The sequence below is a fragment of the Modestobacter sp. VKM Ac-2978 genome (genome assembly GCF_026968025.1).
Taxonomy (GTDB): domain Bacteria; phylum Actinomycetota; class Actinomycetes; order Mycobacteriales; family Geodermatophilaceae; genus Modestobacter.
On the sequence record NZ_JAPVBP010000007.1, the window covers coordinates 150,094 to 171,673 of the forward strand.

Annotated in this window: 15 protein-coding genes; 11 read left to right on the forward strand and 4 right to left on the reverse strand. The window is 70.1% G+C overall.

What is annotated here, in order from left to right; translation table 11 throughout:
* The first annotated feature begins 1 nt into the window (after position 1).
* The 11 genes from O2W53_RS17565 (at position 2) to O2W53_RS17615 (ending at position 11,529) form a co-directional block, all read left to right on the forward strand.
* Positions 2-784 (forward strand): hypothetical protein, encoded by a 783-nt coding sequence (locus O2W53_RS17565; protein WP_269164350.1) that lies wholly within the window; start codon positions 2-4, stop codon positions 782-784.
* Complete coding sequence (locus O2W53_RS17570; protein ID WP_269164351.1) at positions 777-2,228, forward strand: type IV secretion system protein; 1,452 nt, start codon at positions 777-779, stop codon at positions 2,226-2,228. The genes O2W53_RS17565 and O2W53_RS17570 overlap by 8 nt, the downstream gene beginning before the upstream one ends.
* Positions 2,225-3,754, forward strand: coding sequence for an SCO6880 family protein (locus O2W53_RS17575; RefSeq protein ID WP_269164352.1), 1,530 nt, complete (start codon positions 2,225-2,227; stop codon positions 3,752-3,754). Before O2W53_RS17570 ends, O2W53_RS17575 begins: the two co-directional genes overlap by 4 nt.
* The gene (locus O2W53_RS17580; RefSeq protein WP_269164353.1) at positions 3,751-5,271 is read left to right on the forward strand and encodes an ATP-binding protein; all 1,521 of its coding nucleotides are present in this window, start codon (positions 3,751-3,753) and stop codon (positions 5,269-5,271) included. The genes O2W53_RS17575 and O2W53_RS17580 overlap by 4 nt, the downstream gene beginning before the upstream one ends.
* Positions 5,268-6,425: a M23 family metallopeptidase gene (locus O2W53_RS17585; RefSeq protein WP_269164354.1), complete on the forward strand. Its 1,158-nt coding sequence runs from the start codon at positions 5,268-5,270 to the stop codon at positions 6,423-6,425. Before O2W53_RS17580 ends, O2W53_RS17585 begins: the two co-directional genes overlap by 4 nt.
* A gap of 60 nt (positions 6,426-6,485) precedes the next feature.
* On the forward strand, positions 6,486-7,106 hold the full coding sequence (locus tag O2W53_RS17590; protein ID WP_269164355.1) for a conjugal transfer protein: 621 nt from the start codon (positions 6,486-6,488) through the stop codon (positions 7,104-7,106).
* Complete coding sequence (locus O2W53_RS17595; protein WP_269164356.1) at positions 7,103-7,408, forward strand: hypothetical protein; 306 nt, start codon at positions 7,103-7,105, stop codon at positions 7,406-7,408. The genes O2W53_RS17590 and O2W53_RS17595 overlap by 4 nt, the downstream gene beginning before the upstream one ends.
* Positions 7,408-8,700 (forward strand): hypothetical protein, encoded by a 1,293-nt coding sequence (locus O2W53_RS17600; RefSeq protein ID WP_269164357.1) that lies wholly within the window; start codon positions 7,408-7,410, stop codon positions 8,698-8,700. The genes O2W53_RS17595 and O2W53_RS17600 overlap by 1 nt, the downstream gene beginning before the upstream one ends.
* Positions 8,701-8,717: 17 nt before the next feature.
* Positions 8,718-10,229 (forward strand): type IV secretory system conjugative DNA transfer family protein, encoded by a 1,512-nt coding sequence (locus O2W53_RS17605; RefSeq protein ID WP_269164358.1) that lies wholly within the window; start codon positions 8,718-8,720, stop codon positions 10,227-10,229.
* On the forward strand, positions 10,217-10,708 hold the full coding sequence (locus tag O2W53_RS17610) for a hypothetical protein (protein WP_269164359.1): 492 nt from the start codon (positions 10,217-10,219) through the stop codon (positions 10,706-10,708). Before O2W53_RS17605 ends, O2W53_RS17610 begins: the two co-directional genes overlap by 13 nt.
* A gap of 173 nt (positions 10,709-10,881) precedes the next feature.
* Entirely contained in the window at positions 10,882-11,529 is a 648-nt protein-coding gene (locus tag O2W53_RS17615) for a hypothetical protein (RefSeq protein ID WP_269164360.1), read from the forward strand.
* A 107-nt stretch (positions 11,530-11,636) separates the two neighbouring features.
* On the opposite strand, the gene O2W53_RS17620 is transcribed toward O2W53_RS17615, so the two are convergent.
* From O2W53_RS17620 to O2W53_RS17635, 4 genes are all read right to left on the reverse strand, one after another.
* On the reverse strand, positions 11,637-11,966 hold the full coding sequence (locus O2W53_RS17620; RefSeq protein ID WP_331253808.1) for an STAS domain-containing protein: 330 nt from the start codon (positions 11,964-11,966) through the stop codon (positions 11,637-11,639).
* A 242-nt stretch (positions 11,967-12,208) separates the two neighbouring features.
* On the reverse strand, positions 12,209-17,740 hold the full coding sequence (mobF, locus tag O2W53_RS17625) for a MobF family relaxase (protein ID WP_269164361.1): 5,532 nt from the start codon (positions 17,738-17,740) through the stop codon (positions 12,209-12,211).
* A 423-nt stretch (positions 17,741-18,163) separates the two neighbouring features.
* Complete coding sequence (locus tag O2W53_RS17630) at positions 18,164-19,966, reverse strand: SIR2 family protein (RefSeq protein ID WP_269164362.1); 1,803 nt, start codon at positions 19,964-19,966, stop codon at positions 18,164-18,166.
* The gene (locus O2W53_RS17635; protein ID WP_269164363.1) at positions 19,963-21,465 is read right to left on the reverse strand and encodes an AlbA family DNA-binding domain-containing protein; all 1,503 of its coding nucleotides are present in this window, start codon (positions 21,463-21,465) and stop codon (positions 19,963-19,965) included. Before O2W53_RS17635 ends, O2W53_RS17630 begins: the two co-directional genes overlap by 4 nt.
* Positions 21,466-21,580 lie beyond the last annotated feature (115 nt).

Here is a 21,580-nt window from a genome sequence, read left to right on the forward strand (position 1 = left end):
GATGCTGACCCTGCTGGCGGGTGCAGGAGTCGCGGTCGCAGTCCTGGCAACAGGTCTGGTGCTGGCCGTGGTGCACGCCGTCCGGCCGGCATCCGGGCCCACTGACTCCGCTTCTGCAAGCGACCCGGTCGGGTCCGCACCCGCGTCGACCACAGCGCCGACCGACCGAGTCGCGCTCGAGGACTCACTGGCCGCCAGGCCGATGCCAGTCGTCCCGGAGTCGGCGTCCCATCCCGGGCCCGTCTCCGACCGCGATCCGGGCGCGCCCATCCTGCTTCCCCCGGCAACCAGCATCGGACCGGCCGGCGTGCCGACAGGCTTCCCCCGCACCCCGGAAGGGGCGTTGGCTCAGCTGGCCGCGATCGACCAGGTCGCCCTCCAGTCCGCCTCATTGGCCGGCGCCCGTGCCGTGATCAGCGCCTGGGCCATGCCCGGCGGTCCGACGACCACGAGCTGGTCCGGTGTGCGCGCGGTCGGACGGCTCCTCGATGCCGCAGGCCTGTCCGGGGGTGGCTCCACGCAGTTCGCCGTCGTGCTGACGCCGCTAATGGGTCTGATCAAGGGCAGTGTCGGATCGGACTTCGTCGTCGCCTGCGTCGACTTCCAACTCGACGTCACGCTGCAGCGCACTGCCCGGGGGGCGGTGGCGGACTGCCAGCGAATGGTCTGGCGGACCGACCGGTGGTTGATCGGGCCGGGCGCTGAACCTGCCACGCCACCGTCGGTGTGGCCCGGCACCGATGTCGCCTTCAGCGTCGGCTACCGGGACCTGCGACATGAGTGACGACGTCCTGGCCGTCGACCTCAATCCCCTGAACTGGCTGGGGAACGCTGCCTCTGCTGCGGTCACGGATGTCTGGACGGCGGCGATGGTCAGCATCTGGTCGGCGGGGCTCTGGCTGCTCACCCTGGCTTTCGAGGTCATCGATGCCTTCACCACGCCGGACGTCTCTGCGGACGGGCCGATGGGCGCGGTGCTGCCGACGACGCTGTGGCTCGGTGCCTCGGTCGCAGCGACCATGATGTTCGTCCAGCTGACCATGGCGCTGATCCGTCGCGACGGGCAGTCCATCGGCCGGGTGCTCCTCGGTATTGGACAGTTCGGCCTGGTTTGGGTCGGCTACCTGGGCGTCGCCGGCGGTCTGGTCGCGGCCGCCGCGGGACTGTCCCGCGGGATCTTGCAGGCCATGCTGGAGGTCGACAGCCTGTCGGCGTTCGATCCCGGTAGCTCGTGGCCGCGCGAGGTGGTGGACGCAACGGCGGCCACCGTGCTCGGCCTCTCGTCGCTGCTCCTGCTGATCCCAGCGTCGTTCTTCTACCTGGTGATCTCGCTGGTGCGGGCGGCCGCGCTGATCATCCTGGTCGCCACAGCGCCGATTGCGGCCGCCGGGTTGCTCAACGACAGCACGAAGGCGTGGTTCTGGAAGAGCCTGCGCTGGTTCTTCTCCTGCCTGCTCATCGCGCCGACCGCGGCCCTGGTGCTGGGCATCGGCGTGCAGCTGTCCGCCGGCGTCGTCGCTGGCGCGGGTGACTCCACCGCACAGGCCGCAGGAGCTGCGGTGATCGGCGCGATCATGGTGGCGATCGGTGCGCTGTGTCCGCTCGTGCTCTTCCGGCTGCTGGCCTTCGTGGATCCGGGGACCGCGTCGGGCTCGGCCCTACGGCAGTCGTGGGGCGATGCCGGCGGACTGTCCGGGGTCCTGTCCGGCGGCAAGCAGGCGTCGGGTAGCGGTGCCGCTGCGCAGAGCGGTGGCGATGGACGTTCGCAGGGGGAGGCCGCCGCCGAAGCGCAGTCAGCGAGCCGGCTCGGGTCGATGCTCGGGACGGTCGGCTCGGCGGTGGGCGCCAGCACGCTCGCGGCGGCTTCGGTTGCCCACCGGGCCGTCGACGTCGCCTCGGACGTACTCGGCTCGACAGGCGTCGGACACGCCGGCCACAGCCTGACGCCGACCGGTCAGCGCAGCAGCCGACGCGCGAGCGGGAGCGGTCAGGCGGGCACTTCTGGCTCCACCACCGGCTCTGGTGGGGGTGCTGAAACTCCCGAGGGCTCGACCGATGGCGGCGGAGGTGCCCTTCCCGATTCTCCGCGAGCAACACCGCCGTCGGGTGGGGGGCCTGGGATGCCCGCGGAGCCACCGGCCCGGAGCGGAGGCCTGGCGAACTGGGCGAAGGCCGAGCCGACCGTCGGCGCCGCGGCTCCCGAGGCTGCTGCAGTGGTGGCGCTGTGACCGCGTCTGCCGGACCGGTCCGTTACGGGTCGTGGTCGAAGGACAGGCCGGGCTGGTTCGGTGGGCTCAGCGCTCGGGCCTGGATCGGCGTGGGGCTCGCCGGTCTGCCCATGCTGCTGGCTGCCAGTGCGAATCGATGGCTGCTGGCACTGGCCTGGGCACCGGTCTGGGCTGTCCTGGCCGTGCTGCTAGCCGTTCCCGTCCGGGGCCGGTCCGCGTTCCGCTGGGCGCTGGACTCCCTGCTCCGCGGGATCGGGGGCGCGCTGGGGTGGGCCGACTGGCAGTCCCGAGCGGCTGCTGGCGTTGCTGCCGACCTGGACGACGCCGACCTGCCCGGCGTTCTGTCAGGGGTCCAGACCCACGACGGTCCGCCCTTCGGCCCGCTCCTCGCGCGCCCCGCCGTCATCGCCGATCACCGGGAGCGGACCTGGGCCGTGGTGGCTCGGATCACCCACCCCGGGATCGGGATGTCCGAGACCACCGCTCGCACGCGGATGGGCATCGGACTGGCCGAGCTGCTGGAGGGCGCGGCCACCACCGAGTTGGTGTCGGTCGTCGCCCTGCAGGTCCGGACACTGCCCGACGACGGCGCCGAACGCGCAGCGTGGCAACAGGCCCATCTGCGACCCGAGGCTCCGCCGCTGGCGCGTGCGGTCACTGCGGAGCTCGCGGCCGTGATGACCCAGGCCGGCGTAAGGCATGAAGCATTCGTGACGGTGGTCGTGCCAGAACGGCGGATCCACCGCCAGGCCAAGGAAGCCGGAGGCGGCGTCGACGGGCGTGCTCGCGTGCTCTACGGCGTGATGAGCGAGATCGAGGCCCGGCTGGTCGGACCGGTTGGCTGCTCGAGCGTTACCTGGCTGGACTCTCCCGCGCTCGCGTCGGCCATCCGCACCGGCTTCGCCCCGGGTGACCGCGCCGGCTTGGCGACCGCCGAGCTGGCCGTGAGCACCAATCCGCGCATCGTCGCGGCGCTGCCGATGGCCGCTGCGGGGCCCACCGCTGCCCCTCCGCCGGAACGGCGTCACTACGTGCACGACGCCTGGCACTCGGCGACCTGCACCGTCCTGCTGCCTGACAAGGGTGCGGTCATGGGTGCCCTCGCGCCGGTCCTCACTCCGACGACGGCGGGGGAGCGGCGGTGCGCCACGGTGTTCTTCGAACCGATCAGCTCCACCAGGGCTGGTCGGATGGTCGGCAACGAGTCGATGAGCTCCGAGCTGGCGACCGAGATCCGGCGCCGCGGTGGGTTCAGGGACCGGGCGGCACATCGTCGGGACGCGGCCCGGGTCGAGGGCCAGGACATGCGGCTGGCCCAGGGCAATGCGCTCGTCCGCGTGGCCGTCGCAGTGTCGGTGACCGTGCCCGGCACGTGGTCCATCACCGACTACGGCCGTCGGCTGGAGGCCAGCGTCACCGGCAGTGGGTTCAAGCCGTTGCGGCTCGACCTGGCTCAAGACTCCGCTTTCGCTGCCGCCTGCATACCGCTCGGGATCGGGTTGCCGCGGCGCCGAGGTGCCCAGTGAGCAGCCGGCGCATCGGTCGGCAGCGACAGAGCACCCGGGGCAGGGGAGTGGCGCAGCTCGTCTCCGACTTCGGTCACGAACTCCCGTCGTTGCTCTCGCCACCGGCTCGCCCAGCCGACGTCGACCCCTTCGACACGCTGGTCGGCCGACGTGGTGGGACCGGCCAGGCCGCCGGCTGGGCGGCGGTGCCTGCACCGCTGGCCGTCTACCGGATGACCTCGGAGCAGGTCGGCGGGGTCTGGCCGCTGATCGCCGGTGACGGGCTGCCGCCGGGCGGTGCGATCCTCGGCATCGACTACCTCTCCGGCGGCGCCTTCTCCGCCGATCCGATCGGCTGGACGCTCAACAGCGTCGCCGGCGTCACCAACCCGAACATGATCTTCTTCGGGGCGCCGGGCCGGGGGAAGTCCGGCACGGTCAAGATGTTCGCCCTCCGGCAGATGGCCTACGGCTACCGGACGCTGGTGCTCGGCGACGTCAAGGACGAGTACGAGCCGCTCTGCCGGGCCCTGCAGGTCCAGCCGCACGCGGTCGGTCACGGCCTCCCTGCGCGGATCAACCCGCTGGACTTCGGGCCACTGGGCAACGACTGGACCCGGCTGCCCCGGGCTGAAGCACGGCGCCGCGCAGCCATGGTCTTCTCCCGATGGCTGCTGCTCATCCGAGGCCTCGTCGGCTCACAGCACGTGCCGTTCGGGCCGACCGCGGAGACCGCTGTCGGTCAGGTCCTCCGCGACCTGACCGGCTACGCCGACGGGGCCGACCGGATGCGGGAAGTGACCATCCCTCAGCTCTGGCAGGCGCTGCGCGCGCCCAGCGACGAACTCGTCGACGCGTGCCGCTACGCCACCCGCCAGCACTTCCTGGACGAGACCCGGCCGGTGCGCGACGCACTCGGAGCCCTGGTCACCGGTCATCTGGCCGGCCTGTTCGACGCACCGACCACCGTCTCGGTGGACTGGCGCGCACCGATCCAGTCGCTGTCCCTGTCCCGGCTGGACCCACTGGGTGACGAGGCCGTAGGCGTGGCGCTCACCTGCCTGAACTCCTGGGGCCGGGCGATGACCCAGCTGGCCGAGCCCGGAGATCTGCGGATCGTCATCCGGGACGAGTGCTGGAAGCAGATGCGGCTGGGCACCGACGCGGTCAAGTCCCTGGACGCCGACCTGCGCCTGTCCCGCAACGACGGGTGCATCCAGGTCGTCATCGCACACAAGCCCTCCGACATGTTGACCGTCGGCGATGCGGGTAGCCAGGCGGTGGCCATCGCCAAGGACCTGCTGCATCTCTGCGCCACCAAGGTGCTGCTCGGCCAGGACGAGCAGATCGGGGACGAGCTCTCCGACCTGCTCGGTCTCAGCCCGATGGCCGAGCAGATCGTCACCGACTGGGCTGCCGCAGCCAGGGGCCGAGCGCTCTGGCTGGTCGGCAGCCATGTGGCGAAGGTGCAGACCGTCCGGACCTCGTTGGACGTCGCCCTGACCGACACCAACGACGCCCTGGACACAACGGCATGACCGGGACGGCGGAACGCATGGCGAGGGCCTGGCTGTGGAAGGCCGCCGTCCCGCTCGCGCTGCCGATGCTGGCCGCGCTCACTCTGCTGATCCCGCTGGCCGTCCTCGCCGCCGCGGCCACACCGACAGCATCGGCATCGTCAGCCTGCTCGACAGCCGGCACCGGCGCCACCGTCGCCGGCATCGAGCTGGATGCCGTCCAGATGGGCCACGCACAGACCATCGTCACCGTCGGCGCAGCACGGGGGTTGAGCTCGCACGCGGCCACCGTGGCGCTGGCGACCGCCTGGCAGGAGTCCCGGCTGCGGATGCTGGCCAACGACGGCAGCAGCCCTGAACTCACGCCCGAGCAGGCTGCGGAGACCGCCACCAGCCTGACCCATCCGCACGACGGGCTCGGTTCCGACCACGACAGCGTCAACACCTTCCAGCAGCGCTGGACCGCCGGCTGGGGGACCGTCGCCCAGCTGATGGACCCCGTCTACGCCGCCGAAGCCTTCTACACCCGGCTCGTCGCTGTGCCGGACTGGGAGGCCATCCCGCTGACCCGGGCCGCGCAAGCCGTGCAGGTCTCGGCCTACGGGGATGCCTACGCCCACGGGGAGACGCTCGCCCGGCAACTCACCGCGATGTTGTGGCCCGCCGCCCAGGGGGCGGCTGCGGATCCGGCCGGGGCGGTAGCCAGCGTCTGCCCCGCCCTGCCGGTGCCGGCCGGCGCCTGGGCCCGGCCCACCACGGGGCAGCTGACCTCCGGGTTCGGGCTCCGCTGGGGCAGCCAGCACGCCGGCGTCGACTTCGCCGGACCCCGCGACACCCCCGTCTACGCCGCCGCGGCCGGCACCGTGATCACCGCTGCCTGCACCAGTACCTACTGCGACCGCGACGGCAGCCTCAACCTCAAGGGCTACGGCAACCTCGTCGAGCTCGACCACGGCGCTGGAGTCACCACCCGCTACGCCCATCTCTCCGGCTACACCGTCACGCCAGGGCGGCAGGTCCCCGCGGGCGCGCTGCTCGGGCACCAGGGCGCCACCGGCAACAGCACCGGCGTCCACCTGCACTTCGAGGTCCGCGTCCACGGCGCAGCCGTCGACCCCGTCCCCTGGCTGGCAGAGCGCGGCGTCGACCTGCACGCCACCGCCACCGCCGGTTGACCGGCAGAGAGGGCAACCAGGAATGGACGTGAACATCCACCGCCGACCGAGGGCCGGCGAGTGACGACGCCATCCCGACGTCGCGAGGCGCAGCCGATCGGCCGGGGATGGGAACTGGCCGTCGCTGCGGTCGGCGGCGCCCTGATCGCTGTAGGGCTGGCGGCCATGGCCGGGCTGGGGCTCGCCTCGGCGTTGTGGGGCGGTGGCTGGGTGTGGCCGGACGGCACCGAGACGGCGACCCGCGTCCTCGGCGGGCTCCTGAGCGGCGATCCCGGCCGTGGCCTGTCACCGGACGAGCTGGGTCGGGTCGCCGGGCCCATCCCGGTGTACGCGTGCGTCGCCGCCGCCGAGCTCGGCCTGCTGACCGCCGCGGTCATCACCGCGGTCCTGGGCGCCCGCTACCGGCGTCCCAGCGACGCCCGCAGCGGCATGGCCACCCGCGGGGAGGCCGAGGAAGCCCTCGGGCTGCGCCAGCTTCGCGCTGGGCGAGCGGTCATCCGCCCGGATCGCTACCCGGCCAGAAGCGGCTGGGAGCGGCTTGGTCACCTCCTGTCCACAGCGGGCGACGCGATCCGCGGTCGTACCCACAGATCCGCCCAGAGCACCAGTTCCCGGTCGCTCTCCCGAGCACCGTCGACCCAGACATCACCCACGCCCGCTGCGAAGGAGATCCCTCGATGACCTCGAACGACGGCCTGGACGCCGATCTACTGGCCGCCCGCTCGGAGGCCGCCGCGTTGTTTGCCGCCGCTTCCCGCAACGACCAGGCGGGGCCGTCGGCACAGCTGCACTGCCTTGCCGCTGCCACTGCCCTGCGTGCGCCCAGTGGGCCGGTGCCCGCCACCACCGACGCTCACGACCCCGACCAGCTCATCACCCGGGCGCTGCGCATCCTCGGTGAGCTCGAGCCCGAGGACTTCGCGCACCCCGATGTGCTTGCCGCGGCCCGGCACGGTCGTCGTGCCCTGCGGGAACCGCGCTGATGGCCACTTCGCTCGGGCAGCTCCTCGACGCCCTGGCCGACACCGCGCAGTCCACTGAGCCCACCGCTGCGGCCCGCGCCGACGCGGGTACCGCGCTGGGACAGCTGGGCCGGGCGCTGGCCCAGCTGCGCCGCGACGGCTTGTCCCCGGCCATCGGTGATCAACGCGAGCAGCAGGTCGCCGCCCTGGCCGTTGCCTGTAGCGAGCTTGCAGCTCGTGCGCCGGCGACCGAGTCGACCCTGGCCAGGCTCGCGGGCGCCGCGGCCGACACCCTCGCCGGTCTCTACGACCACACCACTGTTGCGACCCGGTGGGCTGCGGCCACGGCGGTGGCGGAGACGGTCACGCCGCTGGTTCAGGTGATCGCCGGGGGTCTGCACGCCGGCCCGGCGGGCCAGTGGCTCGCCGAGGTCGAGCGGCAGTCGGTGCTGGTCCAGCAGACGGCAGCGCTGCAGCCACCGTCGCGGGCGGACACCGCCATCCTCGACCGACCGTTGGCCGGGCCCGCGATCCTGACGAGCTCGGACCCCGCTGCTGTCGTCCCCGATGCGGTCGCCGTGCTGCTCCGCGCCACCGGCAGCGCGGCGGAGTGCCCGTCGGTGGCGGAGGTGCTCGCGTACACGCTCGCCGCCGAGACGCTCAGCGATGCCGCGCAGCGGCTCGACTCGGCGGCCCAGCCGGCAGCCGGGCAGGCGGCAGCACCTGCTTGGCGGGCCGTTCGAACCGCCTTGCGCCCCTACGACGACGGCAGCCGGCGGCCGCACCACGATGCGCCGCCGGCCGTGCACGCGGCTCTGCGTCTGCACGCCTCGCTCAACCGCCCGGGGTTGGACCACGCGTTGCGATCAAAGCCGTTGCGGGAGGCCGTCGCGGCAGCTGCCCAGCACCTGCCGACTCTGGCGACCCAGCTGATGTACCGCACGGTCCGGTCATGGGCTGACACCGGTGCCCTGGTGGCCTACGCCCGTGACGTGCCGCCGCGGGAGGAGCGGGTGGCTGCCTACCTGCGGGGCTACCAGCTCGGCGGACTGGTCCGGGTGGACGCCGTGGACCTGCAGCCGGTGGCCGGGGCGCTGCACAACGCCAGGCTGCTGTCGCTCGCGGTGGCGACCCGGGCCGCAGCGGTCGGCGTGCCCACCGCGGCCGACTTCCCGCGACGGGCCCTGGCCGCCAATCAGGCGCTGCTGGGCCAGCCGCAGACGGCCGCCGCGCTGGAGGCGGCGACGCGTGAGGCCGGTCGGTATCTCCAGTTGGCGCGTGGCCAGGCGTCCGGCCCCACCCGAGCTCGTTGATCGTGAGGAGAACACGTATGTCCCGGTTCGAGCCCACGAACGTCGGTTGGCGGCTGGGTCGCTCATCGCTGCCACGTGGTGTCGAACTGTGGTGCCGGTACGACCGCACCACCGGCGTGTACGGCGAGCAGGGCTCCGGCAAGACGCTTGATCTGCTGGCCCCGGCACTGCTGGCCCATCGCGGCGCGGGGCTGGCGACGCTGACCAAGGTCGACGACCTGTTGCTAACCGCTGGGCGACGTCAATGCCCAGTCCAGCCGGGCGGGCCGCCCCGTCCGATCGCGGTGCTCGACCCGTTCGGTGCTGCGCCGGGGATCCCGGAGCTGGTGTGGGATCCGATCGCCGGCTGCGTCGATCCGCAGATCGCTGAACGACGCGCGAAGGCGTTCTCCGCCGGCACGGTCACCGGCTCGGTCACCGGTGGCCGGCAGGACAACGCTGCACGGTTCTACGCAGCCGAGACGGCGAAGGTGTTGCAGGGCTTCCTGCACGCCGCCGCGCTCACCGGTCGCACCCTGGACCACGTCCTGGAATGGGTCGCCAACCCGGTCGCCGCCGAGCAGCCGGCCGAGATCCTGCAGCAACACCCGCACGCCGCCCGCTTCTGGGACGGGCTTCTCGCCGGCGCGCTGCACGGTAGCCCGGACACCGTCGGCAACACCGTCACCACGGTGCAGCAGGCGATGGCGCTGTTTTTCCAGCCGGAGATCCGCGCGCGCTGCGTGCCGTCGCCCGGCCGCCCGGCGACCGACCTGGTCGACCTGATCAGTCGACAGGGAACTGTGTACCTGCTCGGTCGCGACGATCCTTACGCCTCGGCAGCGCCGTTGATGACCGCCGTCGCCGAGCACGTCCTGGACACCGCTCTGCAGATCGCCAACACCTCGCCGCACGGGCGCATGACTCCCTGCTTTCTGGCCTGCCTCGACGAGCTGCCCTCGACCACCCCGCTGCCCACTTTGCGGGTGCGGATGGCGAACGAGCGCGCCCTCGGTCTGTCATTCATCTACGCGACTCAGACCTGGAAGCAGATGGTCGTCTCCTACGGGGAGGACGAAGCGCGCTCCCTGCTGGGGCTGACCAACACCCTGGTCGTCTTCGGCGGAGGCAAGGACGTTCACTTCTACCGGGAGCTGTCCGACCTTTTGGACGACGTGCGGATCAGCCGGCAGACGATCACCGACGGCCCCGGTGGCGTCGGCACGTCGCGCTCGGGGGAGGACGTGCGAGTGCTGCGGCCCGGGGACATCCGTCGCGTGCCGGACCGGCACGCGCTCGTCATCGCCGGCACTGCGCCACCCATCCTGGCCAAACTGCAGCGCTGCCTCGATGGCACGGACGGGCAGCAGCTGAAGGCCGAGCTCGAGGCTGCGCGCGCGCAGGTATCCCGTGCCCGCGCTGACGTGGTGGACGTCCAGGCGCGCACTGCCGCTGCGCTGAGCTACGCCCGCGACCACCGGCTGACTCCCCGGCCGGACGACGTCTCTGATGGGCCGTCCACCCTGTTGCGCGGGGAGTGGCCGCAGTGATCGTCCTACCGTTCCCGCCTCCGCCGGTTGGCGTACTGGTCGCACTGGAGCTGCTGCAGGACGTGCGCCGCCGAGAGTCCGGGCAGGCAGCCCCCGTCGGCGTCGTGGCCGACATGGAACGCCCGTGGGAACCGGCCGGGTGCAACAGCGAGCTCAGCGCATCGGTGTGGAGCTGGTGCGACGACGTAGTCGGCTGGATCAACCATGAGTACGCCTGGCGACCCGCGCAGATGATCCCGGCTTGCTGGCGCCAGCATCCGCACATCGCTCGCGAGCTACCGGTGCTGGCGGTACTGCGGTGGCAGGCGGAAAGCGCGGCCGCTCCCGAGCTGGTCGAGGAGTGGAACCGCTACGCGTTCCCGATGTTCTGCGACCGGATGGTCGAGCGCCTCGGCGAGAGCACCTGCCGCACCGGCCGGCACCAGAGCTGGCCGGCGGAGAGCCGCTATGTCGCCTTCGTCGACGGTGGTGGTCGCTGACGCGGCCAGGGACCGCCGCGGGAAAGCACAAGGGCAAGACGAAGCCCCGGCGACATGGCCTGAGGCCAGCGGTCCACCGGGGCTTTCACGATGAATGTACGTCAGGATGGAGATCGATGACAGGGCCGACTCCGCCGGACTCAGCGCCCGTCCTGCCGCCGGCCGGCGACTGGGTGGAGACCTGGCTGAGTGCGCCGCGCTTCGCGGTCTACTTGGCCGCTGCTGAGTCGGACCGCAGTCACGCCTTGGCGCTCTACGAGTGGAACGCCCAGGTCAGCGCGGCCCTGCTGCACGACCTGGCGCACGTGGAGGTCGGCCTGCGCAACGCCTACGACCGCGCACTGTCGGCTCGCTGGCCCGGGCCGCCGCACTGGACCCTGGCCGGCGGGATGGTCTTCGCTCCGGTCTACCGCACCCGGGGACGCCGCCGCGTCGACGTGAATGAGAAGCCTCGGGACAACCTGCGCCACGCGATCATCAACGCCGGTGGTCCGGCGGCGCGGCCCGGGAAGGTGGTCGCCGAGCTGACGTTCGGCTTCTGGCGCTACCTCAGTTCAGCTGCGCACGAGAAGGCGCTGTGGGTGCCCGCCCTCCATCGAGCCTTCCCACGAGGCACCGACCGCGCCACCCACGTCGACGGGCCGGTCGGGCGCCTGCACACGCTGCGCAATCGCGTGGCCCATCACGAACCGCTGTTGACGACCGATGTGGCAGGCCGGTTCGCGGACCTGCTCGGCTTGGCCAGTCGCCTCGATCCGCAGCTGGGGCAGCACCTGCGGGCGACCAGCAACGTCCCAGGGCTGTTGGCTGCCAGGCCGTAGGTCTTCCACGCGGACTGCGTCAGTCTCGGTCAGTAGGTCCCCGGTCTGCATACATCGCCTTGAGGGCACTAGGAGTGGCGTCGTACGTACGGCGGTAGCGCCGGCAGCTAGGCCACCACAACTGCCGGCTCGCTGCAGAGCCCGTCTTCGTCGACGATCTCCATGAGCTTGCGGAGCGTCCGTGGCGCATCAGAGAGGACGACATCGGTGTGCGCGCGCACGGCCCGGAACCGGGCCGAGAGGATGGCACCCATCGCCGACAGGCTGAGGTACGTGACGTCGGCGAGGTCGATGCGCAAGAAAGGCGGCGCTTCCAGGAGCGCCCAATCCAGAGAAGCCTGCAGCTGCGATACGGCTTGGGCGTCGACCTCTCCGGAGAGTTGGACGACGACCCAGCCGTCGCGGGCCGTGATCGCGATCGAACAGAAGTCGAGCAGGACGGTCTCCGCTTCTTAGCTGATCAGAATTGGTTGTTCGAGCCGCCCTAGTCGGCTTCTACCGTCCGGGCGCAGGCAACGTAGCAGCAGGAAGCCGCCCTCCCCGACCCTCGTTTACGTTGTAAACAGCTGGCGGCGTGTTTCCTTGAACGGTGCTCAGTCGATCGCCGTGCGTAGGTGACCAACGCGGCTCAGTGCGTCGATCTGGCAACCCGGTTGGCCGTCTCCGCCCGATCACGTCATCACCGTCGTTGCCCCGGCGACACGGCTCGGGCCTGGCGCCGCGTGGCTGACGCAGCGCGTTGTTGCGCTGCCCGCAGGGGGACATCGAGCGTGTCGGCGCGTCCCTCTGTTGGCCGCATGGCGTCTGACAAGGTCACCTGGTCCGGGCCGGCTGTCGCGTCGGCCGTACCCGCATCCTGTTGTCCCAGGGCGCTCCTGGCACGGCGCTGGGCCGCGTCGAAGACCTCCGACATCGCGATGCCCAGTGCAATGCCGGTGCGGACGACCACGTGCGTCAGGTGCGCCGGCCAGCTGGTGGTCGGGACTGCGGCGATGACCTCCGCTGCGCGACGGGTTGCGAGCACCTGACCCTCGACGGTGTCCAGCCGCTCGGCGTAGGCGTCGATACGTGCGTCGATGAGCGCGCTGGCCAGGCTAGGTGAGTCCGCGAGGGCTCGACGCAGAACGTCGGCACCTGCCGTCTCCAGCAACTCGGCCGGGTCCTTACCGCTCGGGACGGTGAGGCGGCGCGGGTCCGAACCTCGCTCGGTGAGCCGCCAGAAGATGCGGTCGGCGGCGAGCTGGCCGGCGCGGTCGGCGTCGGTAGCGACGATGATCTGCGGCCGGTCGGTACCGATCAGAGGGCGCAGCCGGTCGGCTTGAGCGTCGGTGAACGCGACGCCCAGGGGAGCGACGCCGACGAATGCGTCATCGCCGGCGAGAGTGACGGCGAGTGCGTCCAGGGGGCCTTCGACCAGCACCGGCGTCGCACCGTCCGCCAGCGCTCGAGCCCCCTCCGTGAGGCCGCACAGCTTGTGCCCCTTGATGAACAGGTCGGTCTCGGCGGTGTTGAGGTACTTGGGCACGGCGTGGCTGCCATCGCCGTCATGGGCGGGGTTGCGGCGGCCGATCCAGCCGTGTGTCTCGTCGCCGTCCCGGATGGCGAAGACGACCCGGTCGCGGAAGCGGTCGATGACGTGACCGGTGGAGGCGTGGCTCCCGAGGCCAGCGGCCACGATCTCGTCATCGCTGGCACCCAAGCCGCGGAGATGATCGGTCAGGCCGGTCCAGCCGGCGGGTGCGTAGCCGATGGTGAACCGCTCGACGTCGATGAGGTTGGTGCCGAGCCGATCGGTCAGGTAGGCCGGTGCCCATGAGCCCTGATACGCAGCGGTGAAGAAGGCTGCGGCCTGCTGATTGAGCTCGAGGAGCCGTTCCCGGGCGACCCCTGATGGGCCGACCTCATCGCAGGGTTCAGTTCCCGGGGGCTCGACGGGGTCGGTCTCAAGCAGTTGGGGTGCAAGGTCGGTTTCATCGGGCTCGGTGAGCCCGACCATCCAGTCCACACCACGTGCGTCGTCCGAGGCCGAGGCATGACCGAGGTTGGTCAGCGGGGCTGTACCCGCGCCGGGGATGGGGTCAGTGAGCAGGCCGATCCGCCAGAGCAAGGCGGTGGCCAGTTCGTGTGGGAGTAGCGCCTCGTCGTCCGGGTGTCCGGCACGCAGTAGGTCGTACGCCGTGGACAGCAACTGTGCTGGCTGCCAGCCGTCGTCTCCGCCCCGGCCGACGGCAGCAACCAGCGCAGGCCAGTGGGGATCGGCGACCACGCGCTCGGCGGCCGCGCTACCGAGGACCGCGGAGAGGTCAGACGTCCAGTCCGGGCGCAGCGTCCTGGCGGATGCGTCGTCGGCGGCCATCACGGCGGGGGAGAAGTGGCGGATCAGCCGCCACCAGAGCGCGGCCGCTGGCTGCTCGTCCGGGAGGGCACGGCTGGTCGTCGTCCGGACGAGCGCTGCGACGTCCATGCCGGCGCGCTCGGCGGTACTGAGACGCTCGGCCAAGACGGGCCAGTAGGGGTCGGCAGCGATCCGGGCGTCGATGGGGTCGACCAACGGCGTCCACCGCGCGGTGACAGTGCCGGGATCGCCCAGTACGTGGGCGACGCGGGCGTTGAGCCTGCGCTGGGCTCTGGCGTCAGCGGCTGCGGGGAGGACCGGACCGGTGGGGCGGCGGTCGCCGTCCTCGATGCCGTGAGCGGCGCGCCAGACGGCGAGGTCGGCGACCAAGGCAGGGTCGTGGTCGAGCAGCGGGCGTGCCCAGAGCGGTGCGCTGGCCGGCGTCCAGCTGTCGGCGTGGGTGGCCACGTCTGAAGCGAGCGCAGTGACCTTGCGGGCGCGGTCGTCGAGGTAGGGCCCCCATGCGAGGTCGGCGCTCAGCGGCTCGGGGACCGTCGGGAGCCAGGGGAGAGGGCCGATGCCACCCGAGTGCTGCCCGGTGGGATAGATGCGCCAGTCCAGAACGGCGGCGACATCACGTGCATCGTCCAGTCCTCGTGGTGAGGCCAGCGCCTCCCGCAGCACCTCGGCGGGATCGCGGCCGGCTACAGCGCACAGGGCCAAGTGCGAACGGAGCACGGGGTAGGCGTCCTGCGTGGTCAGTCCGGACACCGCTGCGTCGGCGGCCGTGTCGATGGCGGCGAGCCCGGCCGAGCCGAGTCGTTCCTCGGCGGCGACGTTGAGTGCGTGGTGGTAGCGGCCGGCACTGTCGTGCAACTGAGACGCTGGATCGTCCAGCTCCCGGACCGTGCTGGTGGCCGAGGTCGGGGCCTCGTCCCGAGCCAGAACTCGGCTGAGGACGTCGACGGCGGTGGGCGGCAACAGCGCGTCCCGGGTGATCAGGCTGTGCGGGTCGCCGTCACCGGCGATGGGGAGGAAGACGTGATTGGCGTGGCGGCCACGGGTGAGAGCCACGTAGAGCAGCTGGCGGGACTCCGTGCCGGTGGTGATGGCGTAGCAGCTGTCGGCGGTGACGCCCTGGGCGCCGTGCACGGTGGTGGCGTAGCCGAGGGTGACGTGGTCGCGCACATAGTCGGCCGGGAGGGTGACGTGGCGTCCGGTGCGGCGATGGACCACCTCGAGGGCGCCGGAGGCATGAACCTCAGCGACGGTCCACCGGTCGCCGTTCTTCACCCAGTCCGTGGCACCGATCGGGATGGTCCGCTCGTTGCGGCGGGTGATCACCGCATCGCCTGCCGAGGCGCGCGCTGAGTCGGCCAGTGCGACGTCGGGACCGGTAGGGCCGTTTGTCCGAGTCAGCCGCTCGTCGCGGGCCCGGTTGTTCAGCTCGGCGACCAGCTTACGGGTGGGCGCCAGCATGATGGCGTCGCGGTCGGCGGCCCGGTCTGTCGCCCAGGCGGTGTAAGCGCCGTCGGTGACGGTGGCGAGATCGCCGACGTGCACCCGGCCGTGGTCGACGTAGTAGGCCAGCGCTGCTGGGTCCCCGTCGCGCAGGGCCAGCGAGGCGGCGCCCTCGGCGTGGTTCGGTGCGCCGGTGTCCGGGTCGGTGAAGCGGACCACCTGGGTCAGGCTCACCGCGCCGTGGCTAGCGGCGAGGTCGCGCAGCAGCCCGCCGGCGCCGATGGCGGCCAGCTGTTGGTCATCGCCGATCAGCCGTACCGATCCACCGGCCTCGGTGACGAACTCGACCATCCGGGCCAGGTCGGTTGTGCTGGCCATGCCGGCCTCGTCGACGACGACCAAGGTGTCCGGGCCGACGGAGCGCAACCAGGCCGGGACGTCGACGCCGGTGGTCACCGCGTGGACCAGCTTGGCGAGGGTGTCGGTGTCCGCGCCGATCTGCTCGCGCAGGACTGCGCTGGAGGCCGCGGATGGGGCCAGGCCCACGACGGTGCCGCCGCCGGCCTGCCACGCCGCGGCGAGCGTCTGCAGCGCGGTGGTCTTACCGGTGCCCGCCGGTGCCAGCGCAAGCTGCACCCGCGCACCGGATGTCGCCAGTTCCCGGACCAGCTGCGTTTGGCCCGGGTTGAGCACAGTTCCGTTGGCGACCGACTCGAGCAGCGCCAGGTCGACCGACGGGGTCGGGGTGACACGTCCATCACGCCGGTTGGCGATCGCGAGCACGCTTCGTTCGGCGGTGATGACCTCGCTCGAGGTGAAGCGAGCCGAGCCGGCCACGGCGAACACCGACGTGCCGTCGGAGCGGCGCAGTGCCGCGGGTCCCTCGAACGTCTCCTGGCTACCCAGCCGGATCGACAGCCGGGGTGACATGGCCGCTGCGACGATCGCGTCCACGGCGCGATCGACGTCGGCCAGCCGGATCCCGGCGGCGCGGGTCTGCCGCTCGGCTTCGGCGCGTATGTGGCTCTCCTGCCAGGTCGCCCGGGCGTTCGCCATGATCGACAGCAGCCGGACGGCGGTCTCGGTCACCCACGCATCGGTTGCTCCTTGCGTTTTTCTGGGCGGGGGACGGCGGAGCACGCCGTCCAGATAGCGCTGCAGGCGCTCGGCCCCGCCGAGCACGGTCAGAGCTTCGGTCCGCCAGCTGGACCGCTGCTGGGCGTACGAGCGGGGCTCGTGCTTGGCCTGGCGGGTCTCCAGGTTGGCCTGCTGGGCCAGCGACACGGCTTCCTTCGCCGTCGGGGCCCGGCCGTGGTCTGCCTGGAACTGCGCTGAGAGGACTGCGCGCCGGGTGTCGATGGCGGTGCGCCGGGATGACCAGAACCGGGGGAGTGGTCCGTCGACTCCGACGATCTCCCGCACCGGCCGCTTGCCGGGCTCGGTGCCAGGACGTTCGGCGAATCGCACGCCGAGCCGTTCGACCAGCAGCGCTTCTACGCGGGTGTTGTACCGCTCGGAGGCGGCGACGTTGTTCTTGTAGATCGGACGGCCGTCCAGCGCCAGCCACCGGCCGTCAAGGGTCTGCACCTTGTTGCTGATCGCCACGTGCGTGTGCAGGTCCGGGTCACCGGCGCGAGAGTCGCGGTGGGTGAATGCTGCGGCGATCAACCCCTGCACTTCAACCTGCGCCCCGCCGTTGCGGCCGATGCGGGTGTACGCCGCGTGGTCCTCCAGCCAGGTGAGGGTGTCGGCGACGGCGTCGGCATGGGCCCGCTCGATGACGGCTGCGATCTCCCGTGGGGCGATGGCCCAGAGCGTCGAGACGCTCTTGACCGGGCTGAAGGTCAGGTCGTACCCGGCGACCGCCGTGGTGGCCTGCCGGGAGATCCGGGCCAGGTGGCCGGACAACTCGCGGGCATCGAGCGGTGGACGGCCGTAGCTCTCCGCGAACATCGCGCCGGCCAGCGTGGTGCGGATGCGGGCGCGCTCGTCAGCCGGTACTGGGGTGACAGCCGGCATCCCGCCGGAGGCGTTGTACTCGCGGAATTCGACAGCGCAACGACGGCGGAACTCGTTCGCCTGCTCGAAGACCCGGTAGGGCGTGCCCAGACGGCTGGCTCGATCGACCTCCTGCGGATCCAGGCCTGCCAGTTGCGCGGCCCGTTCCACCTGATCGGCGTTGGGGTGACGCCCCTGACCGAACAGCGCCAGCATCTGGGGCTCGGTGACCATGCCGCCGATCGGAAAGTCCGGCACACCGGCAAGGCCGCGACCCATCCAGACGCCAGGGGCTTCACCCTTGTCGCTGTAGTACTCGCCGAGACTGCCGAACCCTTGTTCCGTGGCGTCGTGCGCAGCTACCTGACGGGTCAGATACGTGTATCCGTCTCCGGCCGTCAGCTTGTGCACCGTCATCACAAACTGACGCTAGGAAGCCCTGTCCCGCCGCAAGATCATCCGTGATGCATGAGGTGTGTCGGCCCTGATCTTGCCTGCGGCGGTCGCGGCGGAGGGGTGGGTAATCCTTCCGCGGCGCGCGAACAGCGGTGCCAACTTCGCTCGGCGGCTGGATCGCCGCGACAGGAAGCGAGCCCCGTCGCTGGCCGACTGGTCGGTGTCGACGAGGTCGTGGCGGCTTCCAGAGGTCTTGCGAGGCAGCCAGAGAAGCGCGGCCACCCTCAAAGGTCATCGTGGCGCAACCCGGCTTACCGCCGGCGAAGGTGGAGGACGACCGGTGCCGGTAGTCGCCGACGTGACTCAGTCCCGCGCGATCCAGTGGATGCCCTTCCATCAGCGCGTTAGCTCCTGCGGCGTGCGGTGCACAGCCGATCGGCCAGCTCAGCGTATGTTGTGATACTTGAAGTTCTCCAGCACGCTGCGATGTTCGATCAGTGCTTGATCGAAGGCGTCGACCCCACCGAGCAGGCGCACCCACGGCCAGTCCGTGGCGCGCGCTCCGCTGTCGCGGAAGTCGACTTCCGCGAGCGGCTGATTCCGGTTATCCCAAGACCAGGCCCGTTCGCCCACATACTCACCCGGCATCGCTCGGTAGCCTTCCGAGTAGGTGGCGTTGGTGGCCTCGTGGAGGAGGCTCATTCTGTACTCGTAGCCGTGGAAGTTGTCGACGTAATCGGTGTCTTCGGGGATTAGGTCCGCGAGGATCGTATGGGCGTCAGCCTTGAGTAGGTGGCTCAGTGGATATGTCCAGGTACCGCCGTTCCATCTAGGTAGGGCGTTCACCCAGTCTTTGTCGAGGACGCGGTAGGGGTGGACGACTTGGCAGGCCGGGAGCCGAATCTTCACGCCTCCGTCGACGCTGCCCATGACCTCGGTGGCGAGTTTGATGAGGAGGGCGTCCCGTCCTCGCCGGGTCGCAACGACACCGACGGCAGTCTGAACAAGCAGCGCGGGGTACAGCCGAGCCTGTTGAAGCGGCTGCTGAACGGGGATACCCATGCGGGCGGTCGTACCGGCAGCGATCAGGTGTTCGAGGACGTCCATCCAGAGCCGGTCGTGATCTCCGTCCAGGTCGTGCCACACACCAGTCACGAGCAGGGCGCACAACTGTCGGGACATCTCCCGATTCGCCGTCAGGACTCCTTGCAAGCCTGCTCCGTCGAGTCGATCGATCGAGAGCGGCTGATGCCTTACACCTTCCACCACCTTGTTCGCTGCCTCCATCACCAGGTCGTGCAGGTCGATGCGACGAACAGGGTCGGGCAAGTAGCGCTTCAAACGAGCGACCGCCATCGCAGTCGTCAGCGGCGGCTCAGCAAGACGGTCCAGCGCCTCTAAGGCGGAGAACAGTTCGCTGAACATCTCGTCAGCTCCGGTCGCCGGGACGGTCTGACCCGAGCGTGCTGCGATCAGCTTCTGGGCGTTGAGGCTCTTGCCGCTTCGCGCGTCCCAATACATCGGGTACCGACGGTTCGGTGCGGACTCGATCAGCCTGACGAGCGCGGTATCCCACTCTGCTGACCAACCCGAGACGATGAGGCCGTACTCGTCCAAGACGCGAGCAAGCAGGGTCAACCATTCGTCCGGGTAAAGGTCTAGCTCGCTCGGAGTGTTCCTGGAGCCGAGATCGAGATAGTCCCCGTGGACCTTGATCACCGTTGCTGGGGCGTGCACGAGCGGCTTCATGCCGTTGACCGCCTCCGGTCGCGCGATCACCTGCGGAGCGATCCCGACCGCGTCCAGCGCCTGCTCCATCAACCGGTCGAAGTTCGTGGTGATAATAACCTTGACTGTTCCCCGCTTGACCAGCTCGGCGATCGCAAGGTGCCCCTTGCTCGGCGTCTTTATCCCTCGCTCACGTTCCTCATCGGACGGCTCGAAGAAGTCAGCCAATAGACCCTGCCGAGCCGCCGGCGTCGGTGCGAGCGATTCAAGTAGCGATGAGTAACCGAGAGGCTCGCCATGATGCTCATGCCACCACTTCTCAGGGTCACCGGCGGCATCCTCTATCGATTCAGGGTCCTCTACTGCTGCGATCCGACGCACGAGCTCGGTGACGACGCCCCATCCGGTGGGCACGCTGGCACCAGTGGACACACCAGAACCCAAGAGCAGGGCGTATACGCCGGGTTGTGCCTGCATCGACGTCGCGAGCATTGCCAGTGGTGACAAAGGATTGCTCATGCGCTTTCTCCCAGATGCTTGCTGACGAACCGATGCGCACCCGGGGGCAGGGACCACCAGTGGCCGCCGAAGCCGAGGGACTCGCCCTCCGCACTGGCGAATACCTGTGCCATTGCCTCAGCGATTCCTCGCTCGCTGGAAGCGGGGAACATAGCTCTGCGAGCTGCTGCGTCGCCCGCGACGACCTCGAAGGCTGGGTCGGCTCTATCCTGGTTCATCGCCGATGCGGCCGGATACCCGCCCCCGTGATGCTGCCCCTCCGCCGCCACGATGAGGCAGTACAGGATGTCGAACTGACACAGAGAGTTGAAGAGCGCATCGTCGTGCGCGAGATCGCTCCGATCCAGTAACGCGCTGTCAGGGACATCAGAACGCATGGCACGTCGGTCCCTCATCAAGTCGCGCGCGGCAGAGATCATCAATCCGCCCGTGCCTTGCGGAAAGAGGCCAGCGCGGCTTGCATCAACCTGTCCGTGCCGGATCCAGGAGGAGTAGACGTACCCGTCGCCGTTAGGCGGGTACGGGCGAAGCGCGAGGTCGCGGACGAGGCCCCACTGCCGAAGGCGGACGGCAAGGCTGCCAAGTACGTACACTCGCGTGATGACGTCAAGTCGCGCGACAGCGTCGCCCTGCCCAAGCTTGACGTACGAATCGAAAAGGCGACCGATCGCCGCCTGAGCGGCGGCGTCACGCTCGAAGTACATTGCTTGAACCGCGAGGATCGTAATCTTGTCGAGGGCGGACGAGCGCTCTTTGGGATTGCTGACCAGAGCGGCCGTCTGTCCGAGGAACTGGCGCAGGCGAATGTCGCTGTCGGCTTCCAGGTAGGACGTCACACCCTCGACGAAGGCCTCGTCTGCCATCTCAACCGTCAGCGGAACGAGGGCGGGGCCAGCACTGCCGCCCGCCCGCAAGGCGGCGGCGAGGTCAGCGATCAGCGAGTCGACCTGTGCGCGCGTCTCCTCGCGCAGTCGTTGGTCGCGACGGCTGAGCAGGTCGTTCCAGTGCGCATGACGAAGTGGGGTGTTCTTGGCGCCCTCGCGAACCAGAACATCTCCCTCACGGAACACCAACACGGGCTTGCCGTTTTGGCCAGCGAACTGGCCCAACTTGCTCATAGGCACCGGAAGCCCGTCACGGTGGTCCGGGAAATGAATCAGGACGACCTCATGTCCATCGATTTCGTGGATCTGCGACACCACATGGACCTCACCCTCGATGTACTTCCTGATCAGGTCGCCCAGTCGAGCGCCGTCGAAGAGAGAGCGATTGGCAATCGTGCCGGTAGTCAGAGCCAGAGTGCCGTCGTCATTCACGCCAATCAGGATGTAGCCACCAGGTGGCCTGTTCGCCATCGATACCGCATCTTTCACGAAGTTCAACTCGTCCTGTTTGGACGTCAAGTCCAGTTCAGCCTTGAACTCTAAGTGCGTCTGCTCTGGCAGCTGGAGCAACTCGACCAGCTTCTCTCGGTCAGTACGCCCGTCAACGACGATCACGTCACATCTCCGTGCCCCGTGCATCGGGCGACCAAAGCGCGACCGCTTCGCGCGCATCGTGGCTTGAGGCGGCCGTGTAACCGATGGGCCCATCTCGCGCCTTCGAGATGGTCTA

What these genes read in the sequence shown, in the direction of transcription:
- O2W53_RS17600 (WP_269164357.1), top strand. Translation starts at nt 7,408, where the DNA reads ATGGCCACTTCGCTCGGGCAGCTCCTCGACGCCCTGGCCGACACCGCG.
- O2W53_RS17630 (WP_269164362.1), bottom strand. Translation starts at nt 19,966, where the DNA reads ATGAGCAATCCTTTGTCACCACTGGCAATGCTCGCGACGTCGATGCAG.
- mobF (WP_269164361.1), bottom strand. Translation starts at nt 17,740, where the DNA reads ATGACGGTGCACAAGCTGACGGCCGGAGACGGATACACGTATCTGACC.
- O2W53_RS17585 (WP_269164354.1), top strand. Translation starts at nt 5,268, where the DNA reads ATGACCGGGACGGCGGAACGCATGGCGAGGGCCTGGCTGTGGAAGGCC.
- O2W53_RS17570 (WP_269164351.1), top strand. Translation starts at nt 777, where the DNA reads ATGAGTGACGACGTCCTGGCCGTCGACCTCAATCCCCTGAACTGGCTG.
- O2W53_RS17605 (WP_269164358.1), top strand. Translation starts at nt 8,718, where the DNA reads ATGTCCCGGTTCGAGCCCACGAACGTCGGTTGGCGGCTGGGTCGCTCA.
- O2W53_RS17595 (WP_269164356.1), top strand. Translation starts at nt 7,103, where the DNA reads ATGACCTCGAACGACGGCCTGGACGCCGATCTACTGGCCGCCCGCTCG.
- O2W53_RS17565 (WP_269164350.1), top strand. Translation starts at nt 2, where the DNA reads ATGCTGACCCTGCTGGCGGGTGCAGGAGTCGCGGTCGCAGTCCTGGCA.